Source organism: Nocardioides sp. B-3 (assembly GCF_024703895.1).
Classification (GTDB): Bacteria; Actinomycetota; Actinomycetes; order Propionibacteriales; family Nocardioidaceae; genus Nocardioides.
Window position 1 is genome coordinate 3,233,999 of the sequence record NZ_CP087968.1, and the last position, 25,281, is coordinate 3,259,279.

Sequence of the window (25,281 nt, forward strand, 5' to 3'; positions counted from 1 at the left end):
CTCCGCATCTCGACCACGGGCCCGCCCTCCCGCCGCACGCGCGGGAGGGCGGGCCTCGGCGTCTGCACCTTGTAGGCTTGGCACTCTGACGTGATGAGTGCCAGCGATGCCGGAAGGAGGCGACATGGTCGAGGACCGCAAGCTCGCCGTCCTGCGCGCGATCGTGGAGGACTACGTCGCCACCGAGGAGCCCGTCGGTTCCCGGGCGCTGGTCGAGCGGCACGGGCTGGGCGTCTCGCCCGCCACCGTGCGCAACGACATGGCCGCGCTGGAGGACGAGGGCTTCATCCACCAGCCCCACACGAGCGCCGGCCGGGTCCCCACCGACAAGGGCTACCGCCTGTTCGTCGACCGCCTGAGCGCCGTCAAGCCGATGAGCGCCGCCGAGAAGCGCGCGATCGCGACGCTGCTCGACAGCGCGGTCGACCTCGACGACGTCGTGCAGCGCTCGGTGCGGTTGCTCAGCACGCTGACGCGCCGGGTCGCGATCGTGCAATATCCGACCCTCTCGCGCAGCACGGTGCGCCACATCGAGCTCGTCTCGATCACTCCGACACGGGTGATGCTGATCCTGATCCTCAGCACCGGCCGGGTCGAGCAGCGCCTCGTCGAGATCCCCTCCGAGATGTCCGACGACCAGCTCGCCGACCTCCGGATCCGCCTCAACCAGGGCGGCCGCGGGGGAGCGCATCGCAGACGGTGCCGCCGCCCTGAGCCGGCTGCCCGACGCCGTACCCCACGCCGATCGGGCCCTGACCAAGAGCCTCGTCGACGTGCTCACCGACGCGATGTCCGACCACCGCAGCGACGAGCGGGTGGCGGTCGCCGGTGCGGCCAACCTCGCGCGGTTCGGCGACAGCTTCGACACCGCGGTGCGCCCGCTCCTCGAGGCGCTCGAGGAGCACGTCGTGCTGCTCAAGCTGATCGGCGAGGTCACCGTCGGCGACGCCGTCACGGTCCGCATCGGCCACGAGGGCCCCTATTCCGAGCTTGCCTCCACCAGCGTCGTGGCCACCGGCTACGGCCCCGCCCGACTGTGCCCCGGCGACGCTCGGCGTCGTCGGACCGACCCGCATGGACTACCCCGGATCCATGGCCGCCGTGCGCGCCGTCGTCGCGCTACGTCTCCCGGATCCTCGACGAAGGACAGCAGTGAGCACAGATCTCTACGCGCTGCTCGGTGTCTCCCGTGACGCCGATGCGGCCACCATCAAGAAGGCCTACCGCGGCTTGGCGCGCCAGCTGCACCCGGACGTCAACCCGGACCCGGAGACCCGGGGAGAGGTTCAAGGAGGTCTCGCGGGCCTACGAAGTCCTCTCCGACCCGCAGAAGCGGGCCGCCTACGACCGTGGCGGCGACCCCTTCGGCGGCGGCGCGGCCGGCTTCGGCCGGGGCCGGGGCTTCTCCTTCACCGACATCATGGACGCCTTCTTCGGTGGCGGCGCGCCCGGGCAGGGTGGCCGGGGTCGGGGTCCGCGTCAGCGCGTACGCCGCGGGCAGGACGCCCTGATCCGGCTCGACGTCGAGCTGGCGGAGGCGGCGTTCGGCACGACCAAGGAGCTCAAGGTCGACACCGCGGTCGTCTGCACGACCTGCCACGGTGACGGTGCCGCACCCGGCTCGAAGCCGATCATCTGCGAGACCTGTCGCGGGGCCGGCGAGGTCGCCCGTGTCCAGCGCTCGTTCCTCGGCGAGATCCGCACGCTGCGCGTGTGCGGCCTGCCGCGGCTTCGGCCAGATCATCCCCGACCCGTGCCGCGAGTGCTCCGGCGACGGTCGCGTGCGCTCGCGTCGCACGCTCAACGTCAAGATCCCCGCCGGCGTCGACCACGGCACCCGGGTCCAGCTGACCGAGCAGGGCGAGGTCGGTCCCGGCGGTGGTCCGCCCGGCGACCTCTACGTCGAGATGCACGTCGACGCCCACCCGACCTTCACCCGTCACGGCAACGACCTGCACAGCACGGTCACGCTGCCGATGACGGCCGCGGCGCTCGGCACGACGCTCACGCTGCCGCTGCTCGAGGCCGACCTCGACCTCGACGAGGAGTCCGAGGTGCGCACCGACTACGACCTCGTCATCCAGCCCGGCACCCAGTCCGGCAGCGAGCAGATCCTGCGCGGGTTCGGAGTCCCCGGCCTGCGTGGTGGTCGCGGCGACCTGATCGTCACGGTCGTCGTCGACACCCCGACCCGGCTGGACGAGCGTCAGGAGGACCTCCTGCGCGAGCTCGCCGCCCTCCGCGGCGAGGAGTCGCCCACCGGCCGGTGCAGTCCTCGCAGAAGTCCGTCTTCGGCCGGCTCCGCGACGCGTTCCAGCAGCACTGATGTCCCTCCCGGTCCACCTCGTGCCGTCGCTGGACGGCGTCGCCGTCGGGTCGACGATCGAGGTGACCGGGGACGAGGCACACCACGCTGTCGCCGTACGGCGATTGCGGGTCGGCGAGGAGGTCGTGCTCACCGACGGTGCGGGTCACCGGGTGGTCGGGTCCGTCGCGTCGACGGGGAAGCGGGTCTTCAGCGTGACCGTGGCTTCCCTGTCGTTCCTCGAGCGCCCGTCGCCGAGCTTCACCGTCGTGCAGGCGCTGCCCAAGGGCGACCGAGGTGAGCTCGCGGTCGAGGTGCTGACCGAGATCGGCGTCGACACCATCGTCCCGTGGGCCGCGTCCCGCTCGGTCGCGGTCTGGAAGGGCGAGCGCGCGGCCAAGTCGCACGCCAAGTGGCAGGCCACCGCCCGCGAGGCCGGCAAGCAGTCGCGTCGCTCGTGGTCGTGCTCGGTCTCGCCCCTCTCCTCCACTGAGGAGGTCGTGGCGCTGCTCCCGGACGCTGCGTTGGTCGCCGTACTCCACGAGGACGCGACGACGTCACTCGCCTCCCTCGACGTGCCGGCCGACGGCGTCATCGTCGTCATCGTCGGCCCTGAGGGCGGCATCGCCCCCGACGAGCTGGCGGCCTTCGAGGCCGCGGGCGCTGTCACCGTTCGCCTCGGTGACGAGGTCCTGCGTACGTCGACCGCCGGACTCGCCGCCGTCAGCGCGCTGCTCGCGCGCACGGCTCGCTGGGGCTGACTCGATGATCGCCGGGGCCTTGCTTGCGAGCCTCGTGACCCTTGCGATGACGGGATGCCAACAGGAGTCCGCTTCATCCGAGTCGGGCGTCGGCTGCGACGAACCGATGGAGGTCGAGCTCGGCCTGCCGACCGTGGATGTGCCTGCACGGCTCACGACCACCCAAGGGCGACTGCGGGTCTCCGTGACCGGCATGAGCCCTGACGCGATGATCCCGGTCGACACGACGACAGTTTTCCCCGGGGCCGGCCGAGACCGTGCCGACGCGTGACGCCGAGCGCCCCGAGTGGCCGGACAACGGGACCTACCGGGAGCGGGGTGAGCCTCGACCAGCCCGGCTACATAGATGTCGAGGCGGGCTCCTACTGGCTCGTGTCCCCTGCGGGCGGTCGGATCTTCGTTGCGGCCTGCCCGAACGTCACCCTGACCGACGTGGTGCCCGTCAATCCGAGACCGTGAGCGCCGACGGCCCAACTGCAGGCAGTTCGGCCGCGCTGCGGCTCACTAGACGCTCAAGGCTGCGAGTCACGTCACGAACTGCCTCAGTTGTTCGTGCGAGTCAGTCCACGACGGTGATGCTCCGGCTGTCTGTGTGCTCGCGGTTCTGCCCGGAGGGGTCGTCGGTGGACGAGACCACGAGGTAGTCGCCGGGTGGGACGTCGGTCAGGTCGAGCGTGACCTCGTAGGGGTACAGCTTCGCTCCGTACGCGCCGGATGCGATGGTGGGCGTCTGGTCGACCACCACGGTTCCGTCGAGGTCCTCGACCCAGTCACGATGTTGCCTTCGAACGAGTTGCCGGCCCCCCGGACCACGAACGGCTCTCGGTTGTCGACGAGCATCCCCTCGCTCGGCGTGGTCAGCGAGACATGGGCCAAGGTCTCCAGCACCGCGCCGTTCGCGAGCGGTTCCGACGTCGCCCGGCCGAGCAGCTCGCTGACGGGGTTTCCGTTGTGGATGAACTGCACGGGCAGCCGCTCCTGCACCGCGGCCCTGGGCGGTGTAGATCACCTGCTCGATGGCCATCGCGTACTGCTCGACGGGCGGGTCGTGCTCGAGGAGGTTCTCGGGGTCGCCGATCTCCACCCTGATCACGTCGTCGACGACCTCCGCACCGAGGAACGTCGAGTCAACCGGGGGCCACCCGGTGAAGTAGTCAGGATCCTGCGGGTCGCCCATGAACACCTGCGTCAGCGCACCGACCAAGGGGTTGTCCACGGGAACGGGCGCGAACTCGCGGTAGAGGCGAAGGCCGTCGGGCGTCTCACCGATGTAGTACACGGCGCCTGCCCTCATCTGGGGGCCGGCAGACTCCGACGCCGTCGCACTGGGGGAGGCCGACGTGCTCGCCCCCGGATCCGTCGCAGTCGGCGCGGTGTCCGGTCCCAGCACCGCGAACGCGGCGAAGGACGCGGCGACGGCGAGGACGGCTCCGGCTGCGGCGTACGGCCAACGGCGCCTCGAACCAGACGTCCGTGCGCGGATCTCGTCGAGGGCGTGTCGCGGCTCGACGTCGGCGACAGCATCGGTGAGGAGCTCGTGGAGGTTCATGACTCGTCCTTCCAGACGTCGCCGAGCAGGTCGCGCAAGGCGGCCGATCCACGCGATGCGTGCGACTTCACCGAGCCGCGGGCGATGCCCAGCGTGTCGGCGATCTCGGCCTCCGAGAGCTCGAGGTAGTGCCGCAGCACCAGCACTTCGCGCTGCCGGTCGGGCAGCTGCCCGAGAGCATCGAGTACGGCGGTGCGCCGGTCCGCGTCGAGCGCGCGGGTGTCGGACGGGGGAGCGGTCTCGGGGTCCCGGCCGGAGGAAGCGCGGAGATGCCGGTCCACCACGACCCGGTGCCGCTGCACGGAGCGGGACCGGTTGACGACCGCCTGCCGGAGGTAGGCGAGTGCCTTGTCGTTGTCGCGCAACCGACCCCAGCGAGAGTGCATGGCCACGAACGCGTCCTGCACGACCTCTTCGGCGGTGCCGACATCGCGCACCGGGAGGACGGCCAGCCGCACGAGCTGGCGCCAGTGTGCGGCGTACAGCGCGGACAGCGCCTCGTCGGCGCTCCAGCGATCGGCGCTCACCGCGCCTGCCAGTGCATGGGTCGTCACGCTAGTGGGACGCGCGACCACCCGGACCGGTTTACCGCGTTTTGAATCAGCCCAGCGAGAAGTCCTTGGTGTCCTCGTGCGGCCCGGAGCCCTCGGCGCCGCCGGACGGGTCGTCGGTGCGGGCCACGAACGTGTAGTCGCCGGGCGCGAGGCCGGAGACGTCGATCGAGGTCTCCCACGGGTAGAGCTTGTCCATCCAGCCCTCGGCCGTCGCGAACCCGTCGAGCACGACCTCGGTCGCCCTGCCGGATCTCCCACAGCAGGTTGGCCTCGAACGACGAGCCGACGCCGCTGGCCTCGAGCGTGCCGCCGGTGACGGTGGCTCCCTGCTCGGGCGTGGTGATGTTGACCAGACTCATGACGTCGAGCGCGTCGGCGTTGGTGAACTCGGTCTCGGTGCTGAGCCCGAACAGCCGGAAGTCGGTGCCGCCGCGCTTGATCACGACCGGCACCCGCTCCTGCTGGACGCCCCGGAGCGTGTGGACGAGCTGTTGCAGCGCGAGCCTCGCGTCGTACTTCGACATCCCGTCGGGGCGTTCGGTGAAGCCGTCGCCCGGCATCTGGACGAGCAGGACGCCGTCCGTCGCGCCCACCGAGGAGATCTCGACCTGCGGCCACAGCGTGCGGTAGTCGGGGTCGAGGGTGTCGCCGGCCAGCATCAGCGCAAGCGCTTCCCGGAGCGGGTTGTCGGAGGGTACGGCGCGGAACTCCCGGAACAGGCGCGGACCCTGCGGCGTCTCGCCCACGAAGTAGACCGGCACCGTCACGGTCCCCTCGCCCTCCGGGGACTCCGTCTCCGTCGGCGTCTCGGTGGGGGACGCGGCGGGGTCGGTGGCCTCGGACTCATTCGACACCGGGGTCGGAGCGCGGTCGGGGACCTCCTCGCTGCACGCCGTCGCGCCCGGGGCGAGCGCGCCGAGCGAGAGGAGGGCAGCCAGTCGGTGGGTGGGGGAAGTCATGTGTTTCACGGTAGTGGGACGTCCGGCGCCGCCAGCCGGTTACACGCCGCGCCCGCACGATCTACTGTGAAGGGCATGAGCGTTCGAGAACGTCCTGCCGACTGCCTGTTCTGCAAGGTCGTGGCCGGGGACGTCCCGGCCGAGATCGTGCACGCCACGGACAGCGCGGTGGCCTTCCGCGACATCAACCCGCAGGCGCCGATGCACGTCCCGGTCGTGCCGTCGAGCCACTACGCCAATGCCGCCGAGCTCGCCCATGGCGAGCCGTCCTGCGCGGCCGAGTTGCTGACGGTGGCGGCCGCGGTCGCCGAGAAGGAAGGCATCTCCGACTACCGCCCGGTGTTCAACACGGGTGCGGAGGCTGGTCAGGTCGTCTTCCACACGCACCTGCACGTCCTCGGTGGGCGGCCGATGACCCGGCCGCCCGGCTGACCCCCGGCCCAGAGCCGAGCCGCTAGGAGCTCGGCAGGCCCCGGGCCGCGTCGACCACCCGGTCCCGGGTGACGGTGCGATGGTCGTGGCCGTGCGCGAGCACGGCGAGTGACCGACGTCGCGTGACCGTGTCGAGCCGGGAGCCGAGCCGGTCCAGGGACCAGCACTCGCTGCGGTCGGCTCAGCCCGCCGAGCAGCTCGCGCGCGGCGTCCTGCAGGTCGCGCAACGTCGCCGGGGTGGGGGCGGCCTCGTCGGCCAGCACCACTGCGGCGCCGACGACGCGACCCGGGCGCTGGTCGGTCGTCTCGAACGCCTCGGCGTCGGTGACGAAGGGCTGGTCGCGCAGCACGTCGCGCACCTCGTTGAGGGAGACCAGCTGCCCCGAGACCGAGATGACCTCGTCAAGTCGGCCGAGGAACTCGATCTCACCCGTCGCGTTGCGCCCGGCCACGTCGCCGGTGGCGTAGACGCCGGGGTGCCGCTCCCAGTGGTAGGACGTGGGGTCGGTGCCGTCGGGGGCCTCGACCGCGCGCAGGACCCCGGGCCGGGGCAGCCGCATGACCCACTCCCCGGACTCGCCGGTGGCGACCTCGTCGCCGTGGGCGTTCACGATCGCGAAGCCGGGGTCCGGCATCAGGGGCGACGGGTCGTCGTTGCTCACGATCCCGCCGAGCTCGAGCTGGCCCCACGCATCGGACAACCTGACGTCGTCGCCGAGCACCTCGCGCAACCACACACGCAGGTCGGGGTCGAGCCGGTCGCCGATCGTGGTCAGTCGTCGTAGCGACCCGGTGGTGCCGGTCGGCGTCAGCGACCAGCCGCGCAGTGCGCGCACGATCGAGGGCGAGGTCAGCATCGCGGTCACGCCGTAGCGCTCGATGATCTGCCAGGTGCGAGCGGGCGCCGGGACGTCGAGGGTGCCCTCGTACATCACCGTGCTGGCGCCGGCCAGCAGCGGACCGACGATGCCGTGGGCCCGGGCGCCCAGCCACGAGATGTCGGCGGCACCCCAGAAGACGTCGCCCTCACCCATGACGTGGAGATGGTTGGCGAGCGCCGCCACGGCGAGGTTGGCCGTTCCGAGCCGGATCGCGACCGGCCGGCCGCGTCGGTTGGCGAGGTGGACGCACGCGACCGGGTGCGACGCGGGTACGGCGACGGGCTCGCCGGCGCGCGGATCGGCGGCGGTCAGCAGCTCGTCGTACCAGCGATCGCCCTCGTACCAGTCGACTCGGACGCCGGTGCGTCGCACCACGATGGTGTGCTCGACCCCGCTGCTGGCCTCGAGGGCCTCGTCGACCCTCGACTTGAGCGGCAGGATCGCGCCGTGGCGCCAGCCACCGTCCCGGGTGAACAACACCTTGGGACCGAAGTCGTCGACCCGCACGGCCGGGGCCTCGGTCGGCAGCGCCACGGGGATCACGGTGTATTCGGCACCGATCCGCGCGCAGGCCATCATCGCCGCGACCGCCTCGGGCACCCAGCCGAGGTGCAGGGCCACACGATCGCCCCGGCCGACGCCGAGCCCACGCAGGGAGGAAGCGAGTCGCACGACCTGCATGTGCAGCTCGCGGTAGGTGAGGACCCGGCGGTCGCCGGGCTCGCCCTCCCACAGGATGGCGGCTCGGTCACCGCGGTCGGCGAGGTGGCGGTCGATGCAGTTGACCGACAGGTTGAGGCGGCCGTCGACGAACCAGTCGTGCAGGGGCGGCTGCTCACGGAAGAGCTCGGTCCGGGGGGTGTCCCAGGTCAGCTGCCCGGCGGCCTCGGCCCAGGGCGGCGAAGTAGGCAGCGGTGTCCTGACCGTGCTCAGCCATGACCCAGCGTCCTTCCGGCAGCGGTGGCGGCGCGGGACAGGTGCGCCGCGATGACCTCGAGCCGGGCGGCATCCGCACCGGGCGCAACGGTGGTGGCGAGCGCGGCGACCGGGGTCCCGGAGGCGTCGTGGACCACGACCGCCAGCTCGTCGGCAGGGGAGGCGAGGAAGGGCGCCTTCGCCCACTCGGTGCGCAGCTGCGCCCGGGTCGTCCTTGAGCGGAACAGGGTGGGCGTCGAGGCACTGCTGCCAGAGATCGTCGCCCGACCGGGCGGCCAGCAGTCGGCCCGCCGACGTCGAGAGCGCGTCGGTGACGCGGTGGCTGTCGCGGTAGGGGCCGCCGTCGGCGGCGTCGATGCGGTCGACGTAGACGACCGACTCGCGCACCAGCACGGCCACGTGGATGGTCGACTGGAGGGTGTCGCGCAGGGACACGAGGTAGGGGGACAGGGCGCCGAGGATCGGCAGTCGGCCCAGTAGCGCTGGGACAGGCGGGTCACCTCGGGTCCGAGGCTGTAGCGCGAGGAGCGCGAGTCCTGCTCGACGAGATCCGCCGGGACCGGGGAGCGCAGCAGCCGGTGTGCGGTCGGCACCGAGAGGTCGGAGCGTTCGGCCGGGTCGGTCAGCTGCTGGTAGGCCGGGCCGTCGGCCAGCAGGTCGAGCAGCCTGACCGCATTGCGGACCGTCCCGAGAGTGCCTCGGACCTCCACTGGGTCCGGACGCGAGTCGCTCATGCTCCACCTTCCGTTATGTGACGCGGCGAGACTATCACCGGAAGATGATTCCAAATAGAGGGTTGTGCTTTCACATAGTGGAAAGTAGCGTGAGGTCCAGGTCACATCGTTCTGCCCTTTCACGCTGCTCGGTCACACAGGAGGAACCCCGGGTGCTCAGTCGGGCCTACCGCTTCGAGCTCAACTCCAGCCGGGTGCCGGTGGGGGAGCCGCTCCTCGAGATCGGGGACATCTCCCTGCGCTTCGGCGGCATCCGCGCCCTCTCCGAGGTGTCGTTCACGGTCCGCCGGGGCGACGTGCACTCGGTGATCGGCCCCAACGGCGCCGGCAAGTCCAGCCTGCTCAACTGCGCCAGTGGCCTCTACAAGCCGCAGGACGGTCACATCACCCTGCACACGCGCAGCGAGGAGAGGGGGGTCGCCCGAACCCACGACGTGGTCGCGCTGCCGCCGCACAGGATCGCGCGGTACGGCGTTGCGCGCTCCTTCCAGAACATCGAGCTGTTCGGCCACCTGACCCTGCTCGAGAACCTCATGCTCGGGCGCCACATCCACATGAAGCACAGCCTGCTGCCGTCGCTGGCGTGGTTCGGGCCGGCGCGCAACCGGGAGTTCCGCCACCGCGAGTTCGTCGAGGAGGTCATCGACCTCCTCCAGCTCCAGGAGCACCGGCACGCCCACGTGGGCGCCCTGTCCTACGGCATCCAGAAGCGGGTCGAGCTCGGCCGAGCGCTGTGCATCGAGCCCGGGCTGCTCCTGCTCGACGAGCCGATGGCCGGCATGAACGCGGAGGAGAAGGAGGACATGGCGCGCTACATCCTCGACGTCAACGAGCTGCGCGGCGTGACCGTGATGCTCATCGAGCACGACATGGGCGTCGTCATGGACATCTCCGACCGCGTCAGCGTCCCGGACTTCGGCCGGCTGATCGGCGACGGCACCCCCGCAGAGGTCCGCGCCAACCCCGCCGTCGTCGAGGCCTACCTCGGGGCGGACGCATGAGCACGACGATGCCCCGTCTCTCCGGCCGAGCGCGCCGCCGAGCGCCCCCCGGGGCATCGCGCTGCAGGAGAAGCTCTACGGCATCTGGCAGCCGATCACGTGGGCGGAGTATGCCGAGCGCGTGCGCGACATCGCCCACGGCATGGCCTCGCTGGGCGTGCGTCGCGGCGAGATCGTCGCCGTCATCGGTGACAACCGTCCCGAGTGGCTGATCTCCGAGCTCGCCGCCCAGTCCCTCGGCGCGGCGGTCGTCGGGATCTACCCGACGAGCCTCGACGAGGAGATCGTCCACATCCTCGAGCTCAGCAAGGCGCGGGTCGTCATCGCCGAGGACCGGGGAGCAGGTCGACAAGCTGCTCAAGGTCCGCCCGTTGCTCCCGCACGTCGAGCAGGTCGCCTACTACGACCCGCACGGGCTCGAGGAGTACGCCGACGAGTGGCTCGCCGACTTCGAGGACCTCGCGGCGCGTGGTCGCGACTGGGCCTCGAGTCGTCCCGGCTGGTTCGAGCAGGAGGTCGCGCTCGGCGCCCCCGACGACGTGGCCGTGGTCTGCACGACCTCCGGCACCACGTCGCTGCCCAAGCTGGGCCAGCTCAGCCACCACAACCTGCTCTCGATGGCGGAGCACCTCACCAACGTCGACCCGCTCGGCCCCAAGGACAGGTTCGTCTCGTTCCTGCCGCTGGCCCGGATCGGCGAGCAGATGATGGCGGTGGCCTGCGGTCTCCTGCGTGGTTTCACGCTCTCGTTCCCCGAGGACTCCGCCACCCAGCGCTCGGACATGCGCGAGATCGGGCCCAACGTGATGTTCAGCCCGCCGCGCATCTGGGAGTCCATGCTCTCCGAGGTCCAGGTGCGCATCGACGAGGCCGGCTGGCTCAAGCGACGCGTCTTCGGGCTCGCCTACGCCGTCGGCGACAAGGTGGCCGCCCGCCGGGTCAGCGGCAAGGGGGCCGGTCCGCTCCTCGGGCTGCTCGCCCTGCTCGCCGACTGGGTCGCGCTGCAGGCCGGTGCGAGACCAGCTCGGTCTCGCCCGCGTCCGTCGCTGCTACACCGGTGGCGCCCCGCTGGGTCCCGACGTCTTCCGGTTCTTCCACGCGATCGGCGTCAACCTCAAGCAGATCTACGGCCAGACCGAGATCTGCGGGATCGCGGTGCTGCACCACAGCAACGACGTCCGCTTCCACACCGTCGGCGTCCCCCTGCCCGAGACCGAGCTCCAGATCGCCGACAACGGCGAGATCCTGCTGCGCAGCTCGTCGGTGTTCCGGGGCTATGTCGGCAACGAGGCCGCGACCTCGGAGACCGTCGACGCCGACGGCTGGCTGCACACCGGTGACGCGGGCTACGTCGAGGACGGCCACCTCGTCGTCATCGACCGCGCCAAGGACGTGCTCACCGCCCCCCGACGGCACCCGCTTCTCCAGTGCCTTCATCGAGAACAAGCTCAAGTTCTCGCCGTACGTCGAGGAGGCGGTCGCCTTCGGCACGACCGACATCACGGCGATGATCACCATCGACCCGGCCACCGTCGGCTCGTGGGCCGAGCACGAACGACTCGGCTACACGACCTACACCGACCTCGCCGGGAACGACCAGGTCGCCGAGCTCCTCAAGCAGGAGGTCCACCGGGCCAACGCCGAGCTCCCCGAGAGCATCAAGGTCAAGCACTTCCCCGGTGCTCTTCAAGCAGCTCGACCCCGACGACGACGAGATCACCCGCACCCGCAAGGTCCGCCGCAGCGTCATCAACGAGCGCTACGCCGACCTCATCGAGGCGCTCGACCGCGGCGACGACCGCGTGAGCATGACCAACACCGTCTCCTACCGGGACGGCACCTCGACCAAGCGGGCCATCACCCTCGACATCCACCACCCGGAGGGATACGTGCCCCCGCAACACAGCAAGCAGCGCCCGGTCTGGAGTGGTCGGCGATGAGCAACTTCCTGACCCAGACGATCTACGGCGTCTCCGACGGCGCCATCCTCGCCCTCGCCGCGCTCGGCTTCGTGCTGATCTACAAGTCCACCGGCGTCATCAACTTCGCCCGGGGTGAGTTCCTGCTCATCGGCGCCTACACGGTCTACGCCGCGTTCGTGGTCTTCCAGCTTCCGCTGGTGCTCGCCGTGGTGGTCGGGATCCTGTTCGCGATCTTGATGGGCGTCCTGATCGAGCGGCTCATCCTCCGGCCGCTGGTGGGGGAGAACGCGATCAGCGTGATCATGGTGACGATCGGGCTGGCGGCCGTGCTCAAGGCCGTGGCCCAGCTGTTCTTCGGCACCCGCGCGGTCACCCAGCCCGCGCTGCTCCCGCGCACCACCATCGAGTTCGCCGGCGCCACCTTCCCGCTCAACCGGATCCCGGTGATCGTGATCGCGGCCGTCGTGCTGACGCTCTTCACGCTGTTCTTCCAGCGCAGCCGCCACGGCATCGCGATGCGCGCCGTCGCCGACGACCAGCAGGCCGCACTCACCCTCGGCATCTCGGTGCGGCGGATCTTCGCGATGGCCCGGGCACTGGCGGCCGTCAGCGCACTCATCGGCGGCGTGCTCCTCGGCGACATCACCGAGGTGAGCAGCCGGCTCACGACCTTCGGCCTGCTCGTCTTCCCCGTGGTGATCCTCGGTGGCCTCGACTCGGTCCCCGGCACGATCGTCGGCGGCCCGGTGATCGGCCTCTCCGGCCAGTACGTCAGCAGCTACTGGGACCCGGGCCCGGCCCAGATCGCGCCGTACCTCCTGCTGGTAGCCATCCTCCTCGTCCGCCCCTACGGGCTGTTCGGCGAGACGCGGATCGAGAGGGTCTGACATGTCTGCCACCGCAACCGGTGTCTACCACCGCAGCTATCGGCGCGAGTCCGCGCTGCAGGCACACGAAGGCGGAGTACTTCCGCCTTGCCCTGATGATCATCGGGCTGATCGTCACGCCCTACGTCCCGGACAACTACTGGCTCTCGATCGTCAACACGATCCTGATCGCCGTCATCGGCGCCGTCGGACTCAACATCCCGGGTCGGCTTCACCGGCCAGATCTCGCTGGGACAGGGCGGGTTCCTCGCCATCGGCGCGTTCTCGTCGGCACTGCTCTACCAACGCGCCGACCTGCCGGCGCCGATCAGCATCGCCTGCGCGGTGGTCATCACCGCTGTGGCGGGTGCCCTGTTCGGCCTGCCCGCCTTGCGGATCAAGGGGCTCTACCTCGCGATCGCGACGCTGGCCAGCCAGGGAGATCATCGTCTTCGTCGCCCGCCGCTGGACCTTCCTGCGCGACGGCAGCGCCCCGCTGACCGTCGACCGGTTGAGCCCGGGCAGCTTCGAGATCGAGCGCCAGTACTTCGAGTGGCAGTGGTACTGGATCCTGCTCACCTTCGCGGTGCTGGCGGTCCTCGCGGCCCGCAACCTGTTCCGTACGTCGCTGGGCCGGTCCTTCATGGCCGTGCGCGACCGGGACATCGCGGCCTCGGCGATCGGCGTCAACATCACCCGCGCCAAGGTCACCGCGTTCGCCGTGTCCTCGGGCTTCGTCGGCCTCGCCGGCGCGCTGTCGGCGCACTACACGGAGACGGTCACCCGGGAGGCGTTCACCCTCGACGTGTCGATCCTCTACCTCGCGATGATCATCGTCGGCGGCCTCGGCACGATCGCCGGCTCGGTCTACGGCGCGGCCTTCATGGTGCTGGTGCCGGTCTTCATCCAGAGAGACCGTCGGCGCCGTCGGCGACTCGGTCCCGGTCCTGCTCAGCCGCGTGCCGGCCATCGAGCAGGTCGTCTTCGGCCTCGTCATCATCTTCTTCCTCCTGTTCGAGCCACGCGGCCTCGCACAGATCTGGCAACGCATGAAGGACTACATCCGCTTCTGGCCGTTCCGCTACTGACCCACCGGATCCACCCGCACCAATCAGCTCCGCCCCTACCAACAAGGAGAAACCTCATGTTCAGGACACGCTGGACGGCCACCCTCGCGGCCTCCGCCCCGGTCGCTCTCACCGCCTGTGCGCCCCCGGTGCGGACGACGAGGGTGGCGACGAGGGTGGCGCCATCCCGATCGGCGTGATCGCCGACCTGACGGGCGCCACGGGCGACGTCGGCACGCCGTACAACGACGGCATGCTCGGTTACATCGACTGGATCAACGGCGAGGGCGGCATCGAGGGCCGCGAGATCGACGCGACGTCCAAGGACTACGCCTACGACGTCCCCACCGCCGAGCGCCTCTACAAGGAATACCTCAACGAGGGTGCCGTCGCGATCCGGGGCTGGGGCACCGGTGACTCCGAGGCGCTGTCGGGCAAGGTGACGCAGGACGAGATTCCCTTCATGTCCGCGTCGTACGCCGAAGCGCTGACCGACCCCGCGCAGGCGCCCTACAACTTCGTGGTCGCGCCGACCTACTCCGACCGGGCCCGCGTCGGCCTGAACTGGATCGACGAGGACTCCGACGCCACGGCCGAGGTCGCGTTCTTCCACAACGACTCGCCCTTCGGCCCGGCGCCCCTCGCGGACGCCGAGGCCCGGATCGAGGAGAAGGGCCTCGACATCAACATGGTGGCCTACCCGATGCCGGCCGGCGCCGCCAACTACGTCGGCCTGCTCGCGCGGGGCGAAGTCGCAGGGCGCGAAGTACGTCCTGATCCAGAACGTGTCCAGCCCGGCCGCCACGGTCGCCAAGGACATCGCCGCACAGGGCCCGGACATGCGGATCGTGTGCCTGAACTGGTGCTCCGACGAGCTCTTCCTCGACGGCGCCGGTGAGGCGGCCGAGGGCAGCGTGCTGGTCCAGCCGTTCGCGCCGCCGACCGCCGAGCAGCCGGGGCACGAGCAGATCCAGTCCTACCTCGCCGAGAACGGCTCCTCCCTCGAGGAGGAGGGCGTGCACTACGTCCGGGGCTGGTACACCATGCACATCCTCGCCGAGGGCATCCGCAAGGTCCTCGAGGACGGCGATGACATCTCCGGTCCCGCGATCAAGGAGGCCCCGGAGAACCTCGGCCCGATCGACACCGGTGGCGTCGTGGGCACGGGCGAGGTCGAGTTCACCGCTGACTCGCACCGCGGCTCGACCGGCACGGGCGTCTACGTGGCCGAGGGTGGCGCCATGAAGTCGCTCGAGAGCGGTGTGACGCCGGAATGAGTGACACGTCCATCCGGTCCGCAGCGGCCGGGCACGTCCCGGCCGCTGCGGCGGGCCGCTCCCCTGCTGAGCGTCGACAGCATCGAGGTGATCTACGACGAGGTCATCCTCGTGCTGCGGGGCCTCTCGCTGTCGGTGCCCGAGGGAAAGATCGTCGCGCTGCTCGGCTCCAACGGCGCGGGGAAGTCCACCACGCTCAAGGCTGTCTCGGGACTGCTTCCGAGCGAGGCGCGGCGAGATCTCGGACGGCAAGATCGTCCCGGACGGCCGGGACATCACCCGGATGGACGCCGCAGCGCGTCAAGGCAGGGCTCTCGCTCTGCATGGAGGGTCGCCATGTCTTCGAGCACCTGACGGTGCACGAGAACCCGGTGGCGGGTGGCTACTCGCGAGGTGGGGCCAAGCCCGAGGACTTCGACATGGTCTACACCTACTTCGAGAAGCTCGCCGACATGCGCAACCGGGTCGCGGGCTACCTCTCCGGTGGCGAGCAGCAGATGCTCGCCATCGGGCGGGCCCTGATGGCCAAGCCGCGACTCCTGATGCTCGACGAGCCGTCGCTGGGCCCGGCCCCGCTGCTGGTCCAGGAGATCTTCGGACACATCCGCAACCTCAACGCGGAGACCGGGCTCACCGTGCTGGTCGTCGAGCAGAACGCCCGACGAGCCCTCGAAGTGGCCGACCACGGCTACATCCTCGAGCGCGGCCGCATCGTCCTCGAGGGGACGGCGGCAGAGCTCTCGGAGAACCCGGACGTGAAGGAGTTCTACCTCGGCCTCGGTGGCGAGGGTGGCGCGAAGAACTACCGCGAGGTCAAGCACTACAAGCGCCGCAAGCGCTGGCTCTAGAGGGGGAACGGTGTCTGTGATGAAAGCGGTCCGCGACTACTACGACACTCGGGGAGCAGAGGCCGCGGGAGCGATCGGGCGGGTGGTGGACCGGGTCCCGTCCATCCGAGACCGCTCGGCCGCGGCGGGCGTGGGCGTCTCGACGCTCACCGCCGCCGACCTCGACACGGTGCCGGTGCTCACGAAGGACGCCCTGCCTGCCCTGCAGCGTGCCTATCCGCCGTGCACGGCGGTCTGGTGGCCGAAGGCACGCCCGTGGCGCGTCTCTTCGCCTCCCCGGGTCCGATCTACGAGGTCCAGCTCGAGGGGGAGGACCCGTGGCAGTGGGCCGCCGCGCTCGAGGCGTGCGGCATCGGCGTCGGCGACGTCGTGCTCAACTGCTTCGGCTACCACCTCTCGCCCGCGGGCATGATGTTCGACCCGGCCTGCCGGGCCGTCGGCGCCACCGTCATCCCGGGCGGCGTCGGTTCAGGTCGAGGTCCGGGCGCGGGTCGTGGCCGACATCGGGGTCACCGCCTACATCGGGTTGCCCAGCTATCTCAGCGCGCTGGTCGAGGCGTTCGACCAGCTCGGCCTGCCGGCGCAGGACTGGCACGTCGCCAAGGCGCTGGTCACGGCCGAGCCCCTGCCCGATCCGCTGCGTGAGCGCCCGGTGGCGCGCGTGCCGACCGTGCTGATGGCCTACGGCACCGCGGAGGCCGGCCTGATCGGCCACGAGGTCGATCCCGGCGCCGGGCTCGAGGTGCCCGGCCATGTCTTCGTGCAGGTCTGCGACCCCGAGAGCGGCGCCCCGGTGCTCGACGGGTCGCCGGGCGAGGTCGTGCTCACCATGGTGGGCGAGGGGACCCCGCTGCTGCGCTTCGGCACGGGCGACATCTCGCGCTGGCAGCTCACGGGCGACCGGCTGCGGCTGGCCGGCGTGCTCGGCCGGGTCGGTGCCGCGGTCAAGGCCCGCGGCATGTTCATCCACCCCCACCGGGCCGCGGAAGTGGTGCGCGGACTGGCCGACGTCGGGGTCGAGGCCGGGCGCTACGTCGTGCTGCGCGACGGCGACCGCGACGAGCTCAGGCTCGAGCTCGTCGCCGCCGGCGGTGCCGATCTCGACGCGGCCACGGCGGCAGCCGAGGAGCGCACCCGCGCCTCGCTGCGGGTGCGGCCCCGGGTCACCTTCGTGGAGTCGGTCCCGGCCGGAGACGTCCCGGGTGGACGGGCGCGACGCGATCTGATGAAGCCCGTTCCGGGCGCTCCTGTTGCGCCTAGGCTGTCGAAATGATGCATCTGCGCGCGCCGCGCCGTCTGATCGCGCTGGCCGCGACCGCCACGTTGCTGCTCGCGGGCTGCGGAGGCACGGACAGCTCCGAGCGACGACGGTCCCACGACGGCGACGCAGTCCCCGAGCGAGACGAGCGAGACGAGCGAGGCCGCGGGCCACGACGCTCACGCGGCTGCCAAGCCCGCCAAGGAGGTCCCGCTCCGTCAGGGCGAGCGGCGTTCGACGCTGACGATGCCCGCGGCGTACACGCCCTCCGCGCCGTTCGGCGCCGGGGCCGACGACTACCGCTGCTTCCTGCTCGACCCCGAGCTGACCGAGGACGAGTGGCTGACCGGCACGACCGTGCAGCCCGGCAACCCCGAGGTCGTCCACCACGTGATCCTTTTCCAGAGTGCCGCCCGAGCAGATCGCGGAGGCAGAGGCGGTCGACGCCGAGGAGGACGGCGAGGGCTGGACCTGCTTCGGCGGCACCGGCCTCGACAGGTTCCAGAACGTCGACGACGCCCCGTGGATCGGCGCCCGGGCGCCCGGCGGCAAGGAGTCCGTGCGCAAGCTCGGCTACGGCGTGAAGCTCCGCGCCGGCAGCCGGATCATCATGCAGGTCCACTACAACCTCCCGGCCGGCACGTCGCCGGACACCTCTGCCGCGCAGCTGCGACTGGCTCCCGGCAACCGCGACATGCAGCAGCTGCACACCATGCTGCTGCCCGCACCGGTCGAGCTGCCGTGCCGCGCCGCGCACGCCGACGGCCCGCTGTGCGACCGCAACGCGGCGATGTTCGACGTGATGGACCGCTTCGGGCCGGAGGGCTCGGCCACCGCCAACGCCCTCTACCTGCTGTGTGGCGGAGAACCCGAGCCCGGTCAGGTGCAGAGCTGCACGCGCACCGTGCGCGAGCCGATGACGATCCACGCCACCGGCGGCCACATGCACCTGCTGGGTCGCGAGATCCGGATCGAGGTCAACCCCGGCACGCCGGAGGCGAAGACCGTGCTGGACATCCCCGTGTGGGACTTCGACGACCGGGGGCGCGCGCGACATCGAGCCGGTCACCCTCGCGCCCGGCGACACCGTGGAGGTCACCTGCAAGCACGTGCAGTGGTTGCGCGACCAGCTGCCGTCCTTCGAGGGCCAGCCCGATCGCTACGTCGTGTGGGGCGAGGGCACCACCGACGAGATGTGCCCGGGCATGCTGCAGATCACCCGTCCCTGAGGATCAGGTCAGCTCTCCCCAGATTCGCATCACGGTGAAGACGACCGGCAACCCGAAGACCACCAGCAGCATCCGGGCGGTGACCCGGTGCAGCGCCTTGGCACCGTCGAGGTTGCCGGCGAAGTCCAGCAGCGCGCCCTCGGGCACGTGGTGGGTCAGGCCCATCAGCTTCGCGTCCTCGGGCAGCCGCTGGCCCGGGAACCACGAGGGATCGCTGTCGTCGTCGTGCGCGTCGGGATCCTCGTCGTACCACTCGCGGTCAGGGCCGGGCATGAGACCAGCGTGCACGGCGATCAGTCGCCCTTCACGTTGACGATCTCCGTGAAGCCGAGCTTGGCCAGCACGCGTCGAGACGCTGTGTTCCAGTCCCAGACGGTGGCCCAGAGCCGTTCGTGTCCCGACGACCTCGCCCAGTCCATCACCGCGCGCGAGGCCTCCGTCGCGTATCCCTGCCCCCGGTGGCGCCGCAGCAGCTCGAAGGCCAGCTCCGCTTCTCCAGCGGCACCCCGGTCGCTCTCGATGAGCCCGCAGTAGCCGATGACGTCGCCCTCGGCCCTTCGCTCGAGCGCCAGCAAGCCGATCGAGGAGGACGGCTGCCCGGTGCGGATCGACTCCTCGAGCTCTGCGAGCGTGGGGTGTCCTCCCGCGTCGATGCGGCGATGTGGTGGGACGCGCGGGTCGCGCTCTGCCCACAGGTCACGTTGCACGGCGGTCTCTTCGACGCGCCATGGCCTGAGCAGCAGGCGATCAGTCTCGAGCGCGACCATGAAGGCAGGCTCTCACGCGGGTCCACCCCGTGGCCGTGGCACCTCGTGCAGGAGTTCCGCTCGCCCGCAGTGTCGGTGGCTTCACTTAACGTCCGAGGACCAGCACTTCTCGGGAGAATCAGCATGGATGCATTTGAAGCAGAGACACTGGCGAACTATGAAGCCGAGGCGAGTCGTCGGGAGTTCGCTGCACTGATCGCCGGCAGCGTCGGGACCCTCATTGTTGGCGTCACGGGCGCATTGGCCCCGGCCTCTGGTTCATGGGGACGGTGCGCAACCCCGGCGAGCCTCAGTTCTCAGAACTCGTTGCGAGTGCGGTCGAGTCGATTCGATTGCCCGCTGGAGTTGACGCCGTGACCGTTTCCCTATCCCCGGCGGGAATCGTGCTAACGCTCGTGTTGGCGGTTTCAGTCGCGGAGTCGAAAGCGAGTGGGTCGTCGCCTGCGGCTTTCACGCGTGCGGTGTGGCTGGCCAGAATGGCCTTCTTCCTTGCGCTGGGGGTGTGCGCAGCACAGGTCTGGCTGTGTGCGGCATCGGTAGGAACGAGCTTGGGTCTTGGAGGGAGTGCGTGGGACGGGGCGGCGGCTAGCGCATTATCTGTGATGGTCACGTGCACCTTGGCACCGCTGACCGTGACCCGCCACGACTTAATGCTCAGTCGAGAGACGGAGAGTCGGCGCCACTCTCAATTGGTAAAACTCTCCGGGGACGCCAGCGGGTCGCCCTCGCCGCTTTGTGTGTTCCCGTGGAAAGCCACGCTCGTGATTGTCGCCCTGATGCTGATAGCCCGAACGCTCGCTACTGAGGTCTTGTCCTCGGCTCCGGCGCGGGCCGATATTGCGCTCGTCACGCTGGCCGGAAGCATCGGGACTCCTTGGCTGGTTCTTCGGGGCGGATGGTCGTTGGCGGCGTCGCCGGTCCTGCGCACCTCCCGCGGTACCGGGGGCCTCTGGGTCGATCGAGTGGTCGGCCTCGTCATGGGCGGGATCATCAGCGTCGGCGGGGCTGCAGCAGTGGCGTTTGGCTTGGGTCGAACCGATCTGGAGACGCTCATCATCTTCCCGGTGCTTCTCGTCCTTGACGCTTTCGCGTGCGGAGTCGTCTGGCGTTTGCCCCGCATGCGGACTCACCTCGACGCCGTGTCGAACGCAATCGTGTGGGCAGCAAGGAGAAGGGCTGAGAGGAGGCTGCTCACCTTGAACCTTCGCGTGCGCGCCTCGGGGCGAAGAGGAGTTCAGGACTGCGTACGTGAGGTCAGGACGATCGCGCGGTTACTCAGCGCCAGCACGTGTGGGAGGCCGAGCGCGGCGAGATGGACGGAAACCCACCGGGGCGGGCCCAAAGCGTTGCGCAGGTGTTCGAAAACAAGTACGATGGATGTCGCAGATCGTAACTGGCACCCGACCCCGGAGAAGGGCTCGGAGACACGCAGAGAACCGGATGTGCCCCGGACGCCACTTGGCTCACGCGTGTCGGAATTGGCGCAGCCCGACGATGCCTCGGGGAACCCACCGCAATGCGGTGGTGAACATCCCCAACGCGATCGGAGCCCCGCCCATGACGACCGGACACCTCGTCCGGGACTGCGAGCAGGCCATCGCCGCCGCGCTGGACAAGGTGGCTGCGGTCGAGCTCCTCTACCTCACGTCCACCGAGAAGGCCTCGTCCCTGCTGGCTCTGGACCGGCTCGAGTCCCGGGTCGCGGCCGCCAAGCTGCGGGTGCTGGCAGTCGCCGACGACGTGGCAGCAGAGTCGGGTGCCCGCGACATCGGGGCTCGGTTCCAGCAGGCCGCGCGGGCGGATCGGGGTCCGGGCCCGTCGGGCCATGCAGCTGGGCAGGTCGCTCGATCGACGGTGGCTGGTCCCGGCCGAGGCGTACGCCGACGGGCGAGCGTCCTCAGCCCAGACCGAGGTCATCGCTGGGGCTCTGGATGCGTTGCCCGACGACGTGTGCGCGGACATCGTTGCGAAGGCCGAGCGGGTGCTGGTCGAGCACGCGGCGACGTACGCGCCTCGCGATCTGCGCAAGCTCGGCCGACGGATCCTCGACGTGATCGCACCGGAGGTCGGCGAGGAGCACGAGCGCAAGCAGCTCGAGGACGAGGAGCGGCACGCCCGGGCGAAGACCAGCCTGACCACGCAGTCGCACGGCGACGGCACCGGCACGGCCAAGATCCGCCTTCCCGATGCGATCCTCGACCGGCTCATGACCTATCTCCATGCCCGGACCAACCCGCGCCGGTCCGACGAGACACCCGGCCGGACCGACGCGATGAGCGAGCTGCCCCATTCGACCCGGCTGGGCCACGCGTTCTGCAGAGCTGCTCGAACACCTCGATCCGGCCAAGCTCCCCGTCCATGGCGGTACGGCCACCACCGTCATGGTCACGATCCCTCTCGACAAGCTGCTCGCCGGCATCGGTGTCGCGACGACTGGCACCGACGGCCGCATCACTGCGTCCGAGGCGCGTCGTCTGGCCTGCACCGGCAACATCGTTCCCGTCGTCCTCGGTGGCAAGTCCGAGGTCCTCGACGTCGGCGGGGCGCAGCGACTCTTCACCGCAGCCCAGCGCCGGGCCCTCGCCGTGCGCGACAAGAGATGCCGGGCCCGGGGATGCGACATGCCCGCCGCCCGGTCCGAGGCCCACCACCTGCACGCGTGGTCCCAAGGCGGGAAGACTGATCTGACCAACGCGATCCTCCTCTGCAGCCACCATCACCACCGCGCGCACGACGATCGCTATCTGCACGACCGCCTGCCGAGCGGTGACCTTCGATTCCATCGGCGGACGTAGGCCGAACCAGCTCTATCGTCACTCAATGACGAAGCCGTCGTCCTACGTCCTGTGCGCGACCTCGCGAACCGGAAGCACGTTGCTATGCAGCCTGCTGACATAGACAGGCGTCACGGAGTGGGAAGCACAGTCGCGGCATCGGAGGCAGGGATACGAGATCAACGCCGCCCGGAGTGGTCGCGCTCCGCTCAGCGCTTGAGGCAGAGCGGACCTGACTCCGGTTACCGTGACCGCCATGGTGTCGTTCATCAAGTCTGTGACCTTCGACTGCCATGAGCCACTGCGCGTTGCTGAGTTCTGGGCTAAGGCACTCGGGTCCGACGTCGACGAGGACAGCACCCCCGACCGTGCCCGGGTCGAGCCGGCGGGATGGGGAGGTCCGAGTCTCTGGTTCGTTCGGGTTCCCGAGGGGAAGGCCGCGAAGAACCGCCAGCACTTCGATCTGCGTCCCATGGCGGATGCCGGTGACGAGGTACGGCGCCCGGTCGGCCTCGGTGCTCGGGTCCTGCGCGACTACGTCGACCCGGTGGTGCTGGCAGATCCCGAGGGCAACGAGTTCTGCGTCGAGCACAACTCGGTGGGCGGTGTCGGCGCGCCTCGGTAGCATGGAGGCACGCTCCGCCACCGATCCGGGAAGGTCGCCCGCCCGGGGCATCCATGACTGACAGTTCAGCAGCACCCACGCACACCGTCGTGGTGCCCAACAGCATCGACATGGTCAGCGTGCTCGGCCCCGGCGATTCGCACCTCGGCATCATCGAGCGGGCCTTCGGCGCTTTGGTGCACGTGCGCGGCAACCGGATCACGCTCACCGGCCCGCCCGCCGAGATCGCGTTGGCCGAGCGGCTGCTCGACGAGATCGTCACGATCATCCGCACGGGCCGGGGTGTCAGCGAGGAGATCGTCGAGCGCATCGTCACGATGATGAAGGCCGAGACGAAGGAACGCCCGGCCGACGTCCTCTCGCTCAACATCCTCAGCAACCGTGGCCGCACGATCCGCCCGAAGACGATCAACCAGAAGCACTACGTCGACTCGATCGACAAGAACACGATCACCTTCGGCATCGGCCCGGCCGGCACCGGCAAGACCTATCTCGCGATGGCCAAGGCCGTCCGGGCCCTGCATGCCAAGCAGGTCAACCGCATCATCCTGACGCGGCCGGCGGTCGAGGCGGGGGAGCGGCTGGGCTACCTCCCCGGCACGCTCAGCGAGAAGATCGACCCCTACCTCCGCCCGCTCTACGACGCGCTCCACGACATGGTCGACCCCGAGTCGATCCCCAAGCTGCTGGCGGCGGGCACCATAGAGGTCGCGCCCCCGGCGTTCATGCGCGGTCGCTCTCTCAACGACTCGTTCATCATCCTCGACGAGGCACAGAACACCTCGCCCGAGCAGATGAAGATGTTCCTGACCCGACTCGGCTTCGGTTCCAAGATCGTGGTCACGGGCGACGTCACGCAGGTCGACCTGCCCAGCGGGGTCAAGTCCGGCCTGCGGGTGATCGAGGGCATCCTCGAGGGGATCGACGACATCTCGTTCAACCGCCTCACCGCCAGCGACGTCGTCCGGCACAAGCTGGTCGGGCGGATCGTTGCGGCGTACGACGAGTTCGACGCGGCCGCGCCGCACGCCGAGCAGGGACGACCGCGGGGGACGCGTTCATGAGCATCGAGATCCTCAACGAGTCGGGGACAGACCTCGACGTACGCCGACTGTCCAGCCTGTCCCGGTTCGTGATGGACAAGATGCGGGTCCACCCGCAGGCCGAGCTCTGCATCAAGGCAGTCGACGAGGACACCATCGCACTGCTGAACAAGCAGTGGATGGAGAAGGACGGCCCGACCGACGTGCTGGCCTTCCCGATGGACGAGCTGCGTCCCGGCAAGGTCACCGAGGAGCCCGAGGAGGGCGTGCTCGGCGACCTCGTGCTCTGCCCGGTCGTCGCCGAGCGCCGGGGCGTCGAGGCCGGTCACGGGCGCGACGCCGAGATCGAGCTGCTGACCGTGCACGGCATCCTCCACCTCCTCGGCTACGACCATGCCGAGCCGGAGGAGCACCGGGAGATGTTCGGGTTGCAGGACGAGCTGCTGCAGGAGTGGCGGGCACCATCCGCTGACCCGGCCCGGTGATCGGCGATATCTGGCTGCTCCTCGTAGCAGCCTTGCTCGTCTTCCTCGCCGGACTCTTCTCCGCTGCCGACGCCGCGCTCGGCGGGTTCTCGCACGCCCGCGCCGAGGAGCTCGAGGACGACGGACGGCCCGGTTCGCGCCGGTTGGTGCGGATCCTCGACGACCCCGCGCCTACCTCAACACCGCACTGCTGCTGCGACTGCTGTGCGAGACGGCCGACGATCGTGCTGGTCGCGCTGTGGATCCACGACCTCTACAACGGTGACTTCTGGCCGGCCTACCTGACTGCCGTCGGCTCGATGCTGCTGGTCTCGTTCGTCGTGATCGGTGTCGCGCCGCGCACGCTGGGTCGCCAGCACGACGCCACCGTCGCGCTGGCCTCGGCGGCGCCGCTGTCCTTCGTCACCTCGATCCCGGGGCCACTCCCGCAGCTGCTGATCCTGCTCGGCAACGCGCTGACACCCGGCCGGGGCTTCCGTGAGGGACCGTTCTCGACGGAGGCCGAGCTGCGCGAGCTCGTCGACCCGGCCGAGGCGTCGGCGGTGATCGAGTCGGGCGAGCGCAAGATGATCCACTCCGTCTTCGAGCTGGGCGACACGACCACCCGCGAGGTGATGGTCCCGCGCACCGACGTCGTCTACATCGAGCGCCACAAGAACCTGCGCCAGACCATGTCGCTGTTCCTGCGCAGCGGCTTCTCCCGGGTGCCCGTGATCGACGACAACCTCGACCACGTCGTCGGCATCGCCTACCTCAAGGACATCGTCCGGCGCGACTTCGAGCAGCCCGACGTCGAGTTCACCCAGCGCGTCGACGAGGTCATGCGTCCCGCCCACTGGGTGCCCGAGTCCAAGCCGGTCGACTCCCTGCTCACCGAGCTGCAGGCCCGCCGCCAGCACATCGCGGTCGTCATCGACGAATACGGCGGCACCGCCGGCATCGTCACGATCGAGGACGTCCCTGGAGGAGATCGTCGGCGAGATCACCGATGAGTACGACGAGGAGGAG

General features: G+C 70.0%; 25 protein-coding genes and 8 pseudogenes. 26 read left to right on the forward strand and 7 right to left on the reverse strand.

Going from position 1 to position 25,281, the window contains the following annotated elements; all coding sequences use genetic code 11:
• The first annotated feature begins 124 nt into the window (after positions 1-124).
• The 5 genes and pseudogenes from hrcA to LP418_RS21555 all read left to right on the forward strand — a co-directional run bounded on the left by hrcA (position 125) and on the right by LP418_RS21555 (position 3,525).
• Positions 125-1,156 (forward strand): annotated as a pseudogene (gene hrcA, locus LP418_RS21535) (heat-inducible transcriptional repressor HrcA).
• Positions 1,153-2,326 (forward strand): annotated as a pseudogene (dnaJ, locus tag LP418_RS21540) (molecular chaperone DnaJ). The pseudogenes hrcA and dnaJ overlap by 4 nt, the downstream one beginning before the upstream one ends.
• Complete coding sequence (locus tag LP418_RS21545) at positions 2,326-3,066, forward strand: 16S rRNA (uracil(1498)-N(3))-methyltransferase (protein ID WP_257953610.1); 741 nt, start codon at positions 2,326-2,328, stop codon at positions 3,064-3,066. Before dnaJ ends, LP418_RS21545 begins: the two are co-directional and overlap by 1 nt.
• A gap of 106 nt (positions 3,067-3,172) precedes the next feature.
• On the forward strand, positions 3,173-3,337 hold the full coding sequence (locus LP418_RS21550) for a hypothetical protein (protein WP_257953611.1): 165 nt from the start codon (positions 3,173-3,175) through the stop codon (positions 3,335-3,337).
• A 47-nt stretch (positions 3,338-3,384) separates the two neighbouring features.
• Positions 3,385-3,525, forward strand: coding sequence for a hypothetical protein (locus LP418_RS21555; RefSeq protein WP_257953612.1), 141 nt, complete (start codon positions 3,385-3,387; stop codon positions 3,523-3,525).
• 100 nt (positions 3,526-3,625) lie between these two features.
• Here LP418_RS21555 and LP418_RS21560 read toward each other — a convergent pair whose 3' ends face one another.
• Genes LP418_RS21560 through LP418_RS21570 form a run of 3 tightly spaced genes read right to left on the reverse strand, consistent with a single transcriptional unit; the run spans position 3,626 to position 6,128 of the window.
• Positions 3,626-4,615 carry a Gmad2 immunoglobulin-like domain-containing protein gene (locus LP418_RS21560; RefSeq protein WP_257953613.1) on the reverse strand — a complete coding sequence of 330 codons (990 nt, stop codon included), beginning with the start codon at positions 4,613-4,615 and terminating at the stop codon, positions 3,626-3,628.
• A complete protein-coding gene (locus LP418_RS21565) occupies positions 4,612-5,142 on the reverse strand; it encodes a SigE family RNA polymerase sigma factor (RefSeq protein ID WP_257953614.1) in 531 nt (176 codons plus the stop codon). Before LP418_RS21565 ends, LP418_RS21560 begins: the two co-directional genes overlap by 4 nt.
• A 23-nt stretch (positions 5,143-5,165) precedes the next feature.
• The gene (locus LP418_RS21570; RefSeq protein WP_257953615.1) at positions 5,166-6,128 is read right to left on the reverse strand and encodes a Gmad2 immunoglobulin-like domain-containing protein; all 963 of its coding nucleotides are present in this window, start codon (positions 6,126-6,128) and stop codon (positions 5,166-5,168) included.
• Positions 6,129-6,203: 75 nt separating this feature from the next.
• On the opposite strand from LP418_RS21570, the gene LP418_RS21575 reads away from it, so the two are divergent.
• Positions 6,204-6,560 carry an HIT domain-containing protein gene (locus LP418_RS21575; RefSeq protein ID WP_257953616.1) on the forward strand — a complete coding sequence of 119 codons (357 nt, stop codon included), beginning with the start codon at positions 6,204-6,206 and terminating at the stop codon, positions 6,558-6,560.
• Here LP418_RS21575 and LP418_RS21580 read toward each other — a convergent pair.
• Positions 6,494-8,812 carry an AMP-binding protein gene (locus LP418_RS21580; RefSeq protein ID WP_257953617.1) on the reverse strand — a complete coding sequence of 773 codons (2,319 nt, stop codon included), beginning with the start codon at positions 8,810-8,812 and terminating at the stop codon, positions 6,494-6,496. The two genes, LP418_RS21575 and LP418_RS21580, sit on opposite strands and share 67 nt — an antisense overlap.
• A 110-nt stretch (positions 8,813-8,922) precedes the next feature.
• Positions 8,923-9,111, reverse strand: a pseudogene (locus tag LP418_RS34160) (helix-turn-helix domain-containing protein); the annotation flags it as partial.
• 152 nt (positions 9,112-9,263) lie between these two features.
• On the opposite strand from LP418_RS34160, the gene LP418_RS21585 reads away from it, so the two are divergent.
• The 14 genes and pseudogenes from LP418_RS21585 to LP418_RS21640 all read left to right on the forward strand — a co-directional run bounded on the left by LP418_RS21585 (position 9,264) and on the right by LP418_RS21640 (position 18,617).
• Positions 9,264-10,112, forward strand: a complete 849-nt coding sequence (locus LP418_RS21585) for an ABC transporter ATP-binding protein (protein ID WP_257953618.1) — start codon at positions 9,264-9,266, stop codon at positions 10,110-10,112.
• Positions 10,113-10,233: 121 nt separating this feature from the next.
• A pseudogene (locus tag LP418_RS34165) lies at positions 10,234-10,392 on the forward strand (AMP-binding protein); the annotation flags it as partial.
• A 73-nt stretch (positions 10,393-10,465) separates the two neighbouring features.
• Positions 10,466-10,948 (forward strand): annotated as a pseudogene (locus LP418_RS34170) (AMP-binding protein); the annotation flags it as partial.
• Between the two features lie 175 nt (positions 10,949-11,123).
• Positions 11,124-11,330: pseudogene (locus tag LP418_RS34175) on the forward strand (AMP-binding protein); the annotation flags it as partial.
• Positions 11,331-11,448: 118 nt separating this feature from the next.
• Complete coding sequence (locus LP418_RS21595) at positions 11,449-12,921, forward strand: branched-chain amino acid ABC transporter permease (protein ID WP_257953619.1); 1,473 nt, start codon at positions 11,449-11,451, stop codon at positions 12,919-12,921.
• Positions 12,922-13,173: 252 nt separating this feature from the next.
• A pseudogene (locus LP418_RS34180) lies at positions 13,174-13,272 on the forward strand (hypothetical protein); the annotation flags it as partial.
• Positions 13,273-13,411: 139 nt separating this feature from the next.
• Positions 13,412-14,167, forward strand: coding sequence for a branched-chain amino acid ABC transporter permease (locus LP418_RS21605; protein WP_257953621.1), 756 nt, complete (start codon positions 13,412-13,414; stop codon positions 14,165-14,167).
• On the forward strand, positions 14,164-14,865 hold the full coding sequence (locus tag LP418_RS21610) for an ABC transporter substrate-binding protein (protein WP_257953622.1): 702 nt from the start codon (positions 14,164-14,166) through the stop codon (positions 14,863-14,865). The genes LP418_RS21605 and LP418_RS21610 overlap by 4 nt, the downstream gene beginning before the upstream one ends.
• Positions 14,753-15,244 (forward strand): ABC transporter substrate-binding protein, encoded by a 492-nt coding sequence (locus LP418_RS21615; protein WP_257953623.1) that lies wholly within the window; start codon positions 14,753-14,755, stop codon positions 15,242-15,244. The genes LP418_RS21610 and LP418_RS21615 overlap by 113 nt, the downstream gene beginning before the upstream one ends.
• The gene (locus LP418_RS21620; protein WP_257953624.1) at positions 15,245-15,598 is read left to right on the forward strand and encodes an ATP-binding cassette domain-containing protein; all 354 of its coding nucleotides are present in this window, start codon (positions 15,245-15,247) and stop codon (positions 15,596-15,598) included. It begins immediately after the preceding gene.
• Positions 15,568-16,092 (forward strand): ABC transporter ATP-binding protein, encoded by a 525-nt coding sequence (locus LP418_RS21625; protein WP_257953625.1) that lies wholly within the window; start codon positions 15,568-15,570, stop codon positions 16,090-16,092. The genes LP418_RS21620 and LP418_RS21625 overlap by 31 nt, the downstream gene beginning before the upstream one ends.
• Positions 16,093-16,347: 255 nt before the next feature.
• Positions 16,348-16,737, forward strand: coding sequence for a hypothetical protein (locus LP418_RS21630; RefSeq protein ID WP_257953626.1), 390 nt, complete (start codon positions 16,348-16,350; stop codon positions 16,735-16,737).
• Positions 16,619-17,365, forward strand: a complete 747-nt coding sequence (locus LP418_RS21635) for a phenylacetate--CoA ligase family protein (RefSeq protein WP_257953627.1) — start codon at positions 16,619-16,621, stop codon at positions 17,363-17,365. Before LP418_RS21630 ends, LP418_RS21635 begins: the two co-directional genes overlap by 119 nt.
• A gap of 391 nt (positions 17,366-17,756) precedes the next feature.
• Entirely contained in the window at positions 17,757-18,617 is an 861-nt protein-coding gene (locus LP418_RS21640) for a hypothetical protein (protein ID WP_257953628.1), read from the forward strand.
• Here LP418_RS21640 and LP418_RS21645 read toward each other — a convergent pair.
• Both LP418_RS21645 and LP418_RS21650 read right to left on the reverse strand, forming a co-directional pair.
• Entirely contained in the window at positions 18,583-18,852 is a 270-nt protein-coding gene (locus LP418_RS21645; protein ID WP_257953629.1) for a hypothetical protein, read from the reverse strand. The genes LP418_RS21640 and LP418_RS21645 overlap by 35 nt on opposite strands.
• A 20-nt stretch (positions 18,853-18,872) precedes the next feature.
• Entirely contained in the window at positions 18,873-19,346 is a 474-nt protein-coding gene (locus LP418_RS21650) for a GNAT family N-acetyltransferase (protein ID WP_257953630.1), read from the reverse strand.
• Between the two features lie 1,756 nt (positions 19,347-21,102).
• Between LP418_RS21650 and LP418_RS34185 the strand changes: the two are divergent.
• The 6 genes and pseudogenes from LP418_RS34185 to LP418_RS21675 form a co-directional block, all read left to right on the forward strand.
• Positions 21,103-21,561, forward strand: a pseudogene (locus LP418_RS34185) (DUF222 domain-containing protein); the annotation flags it as partial.
• A gap of 166 nt (positions 21,562-21,727) precedes the next feature.
• Complete coding sequence (locus LP418_RS34190) at positions 21,728-22,141, forward strand: DUF222 domain-containing protein (protein ID WP_442940300.1); 414 nt, start codon at positions 21,728-21,730, stop codon at positions 22,139-22,141.
• 235 nt (positions 22,142-22,376) lie between these two features.
• The gene (locus LP418_RS21660) at positions 22,377-22,745 is read left to right on the forward strand and encodes a VOC family protein (RefSeq protein ID WP_257953632.1); all 369 of its coding nucleotides are present in this window, start codon (positions 22,377-22,379) and stop codon (positions 22,743-22,745) included.
• A 53-nt stretch (positions 22,746-22,798) separates the two neighbouring features.
• Positions 22,799-23,809 (forward strand): PhoH family protein, encoded by a 1,011-nt coding sequence (locus LP418_RS21665; RefSeq protein WP_257953633.1) that lies wholly within the window; start codon positions 22,799-22,801, stop codon positions 23,807-23,809.
• Positions 23,806-24,273 (forward strand): rRNA maturation RNase YbeY, encoded by a 468-nt coding sequence (ybeY, locus tag LP418_RS21670; protein WP_257953634.1) that lies wholly within the window; start codon positions 23,806-23,808, stop codon positions 24,271-24,273. Before LP418_RS21665 ends, ybeY begins: the two co-directional genes overlap by 4 nt.
• The gene (locus LP418_RS21675; RefSeq protein WP_257953635.1) at positions 24,270-25,265 is read left to right on the forward strand and encodes a hemolysin family protein; all 996 of its coding nucleotides are present in this window, start codon (positions 24,270-24,272) and stop codon (positions 25,263-25,265) included. Before ybeY ends, LP418_RS21675 begins: the two co-directional genes overlap by 4 nt.
• The last annotated feature ends 16 nt before the right edge of the window (positions 25,266-25,281 follow it).

Coding starts and splice junctions, on each gene's coding strand:
- LP418_RS21545 (WP_257953610.1), top strand. CDS start 2,326: ATGTCCCTCCCGGTCCACCTCGTGCCGTCGCTGGACGGCGTCGCCGTC.
- LP418_RS21550 (WP_257953611.1), top strand. CDS start 3,173: ATGGAGGTCGAGCTCGGCCTGCCGACCGTGGATGTGCCTGCACGGCTC.
- LP418_RS21560 (WP_257953613.1), bottom strand. CDS start 4,615: ATGAACCTCCACGAGCTCCTCACCGATGCTGTCGCCGACGTCGAGCCG.
- LP418_RS21570 (WP_257953615.1), bottom strand. CDS start 6,128: ATGACTTCCCCCACCCACCGACTGGCTGCCCTCCTCTCGCTCGGCGCG.
- LP418_RS21575 (WP_257953616.1), top strand. CDS start 6,204: ATGAGCGTTCGAGAACGTCCTGCCGACTGCCTGTTCTGCAAGGTCGTG.
- LP418_RS21625 (WP_257953625.1), top strand. CDS start 15,568: ATGGAGGGTCGCCATGTCTTCGAGCACCTGACGGTGCACGAGAACCCG.
- LP418_RS21645 (WP_257953629.1), bottom strand. CDS start 18,852: ATGCCCGGCCCTGACCGCGAGTGGTACGACGAGGATCCCGACGCGCAC.
- LP418_RS21650 (WP_257953630.1), bottom strand. CDS start 19,346: ATGGTCGCGCTCGAGACTGATCGCCTGCTGCTCAGGCCATGGCGCGTC.
- LP418_RS34190 (WP_442940300.1), top strand. CDS start 21,728: ATGGTCACGATCCCTCTCGACAAGCTGCTCGCCGGCATCGGTGTCGCG.
- LP418_RS21660 (WP_257953632.1), top strand. CDS start 22,377: ATGGTGTCGTTCATCAAGTCTGTGACCTTCGACTGCCATGAGCCACTG.
- LP418_RS21665 (WP_257953633.1), top strand. CDS start 22,799: ATGACTGACAGTTCAGCAGCACCCACGCACACCGTCGTGGTGCCCAAC.
- ybeY (WP_257953634.1), top strand. CDS start 23,806: ATGAGCATCGAGATCCTCAACGAGTCGGGGACAGACCTCGACGTACGC.